This window comes from Campylobacter felis (genome assembly GCF_030250085.1).
GTDB classification, from domain to species: Bacteria; Campylobacterota; Campylobacteria; order Campylobacterales; family Campylobacteraceae; genus Campylobacter_D; species Campylobacter_D upsaliensis.
The window spans coordinates 1-946 of the sequence record NZ_JANURX010000038.1; the positions used below are offsets into that span (position 1 = coordinate 1).

The following is a 946-nucleotide window of genomic DNA, read 5'->3' on the forward strand; positions in this document are numbered from 1 at the left end:
CAACATTGTTATTTAAATCTTATAGTCAATCTTTGAAATCTAAATAAGTGACGATTGAGCCAACTTTACTATATATTAGTAAAGCTAAACAAATAAAAGTTTTAGATTAAAACTTCATAGCACTAAAGCTAAAGATACTAGGGAATAACCTAATTAATGGATTGTGTTTAGCAATCTTATCTTTAGTGTTGCTTCTTAGTCAGGCTTTGCCTGACGTTAAAGAAGATAAAAATATGGAGAGTTTGATCCTGGCTCAGAGTGAACGCTGGCGGCGTGCCTAATACATGCAAGTCGAACGATGAAGCCTTTAGCTTGCTAGAGGTGGATTAGTGGCGCACGGGTGAGTAAGGTATAGTTAATCTGCCCCGCACTGGGGGACAACACTTAGAAATGAGTGCTAATACCCCATACTCCCGCCTCACACAGGTGAGGTGGGGAAAGTTAATGATTCAAACTGACTTGGATTTTTTCATCTTAATTGAGTATGAAGGCCTGAATTTGATTGAAAAACTTTGTTAAATTTAAACCAAGAATAAAAACTTTTTAAATTTGAGCCAAGAGCAAAGTTTTTAAAAAGCTTTAACTTTAAATTCTAAAGCTTGATTTGTTATTTCATATTCACTTAAGATGAAATTCAAGCGGTGAAGATTTTTCGGTGCGGGATGAGACTATATAGTATCAGCTAGTTGGTGGGGTAAAAGCCTACCAAGGCTATGACGCTTAAGAGGTCTGAGAGGATGAGCTCTCACACTGGAACTGAGACACGGTCCAGACTCCTACGGGAGGCAGCAGTAGGGAATATTGCGCAATGGGCGAAAGCCTGACGCAGCAACGCCGCGTGGAGGATGACACTTTTCGGAGCGTAAACTCCTTTTCTTTGGGAAGAATTTTGACGGTACCAAAGGAATAAGCACCGGCTAACTCCGTGCCAGCAGCCGCGGTAATA

Annotated in this window: 1 rRNA gene; it reads left to right on the plus strand. The window is 40.3% G+C overall.

Annotated elements, in window-relative coordinates:
- Nucleotides 1-230: 230 nt before the first annotated feature.
- Nucleotides 231-946: ribosomal RNA gene (locus NYG92_RS09120) — 16S ribosomal RNA — on the plus strand; the annotation flags it as partial.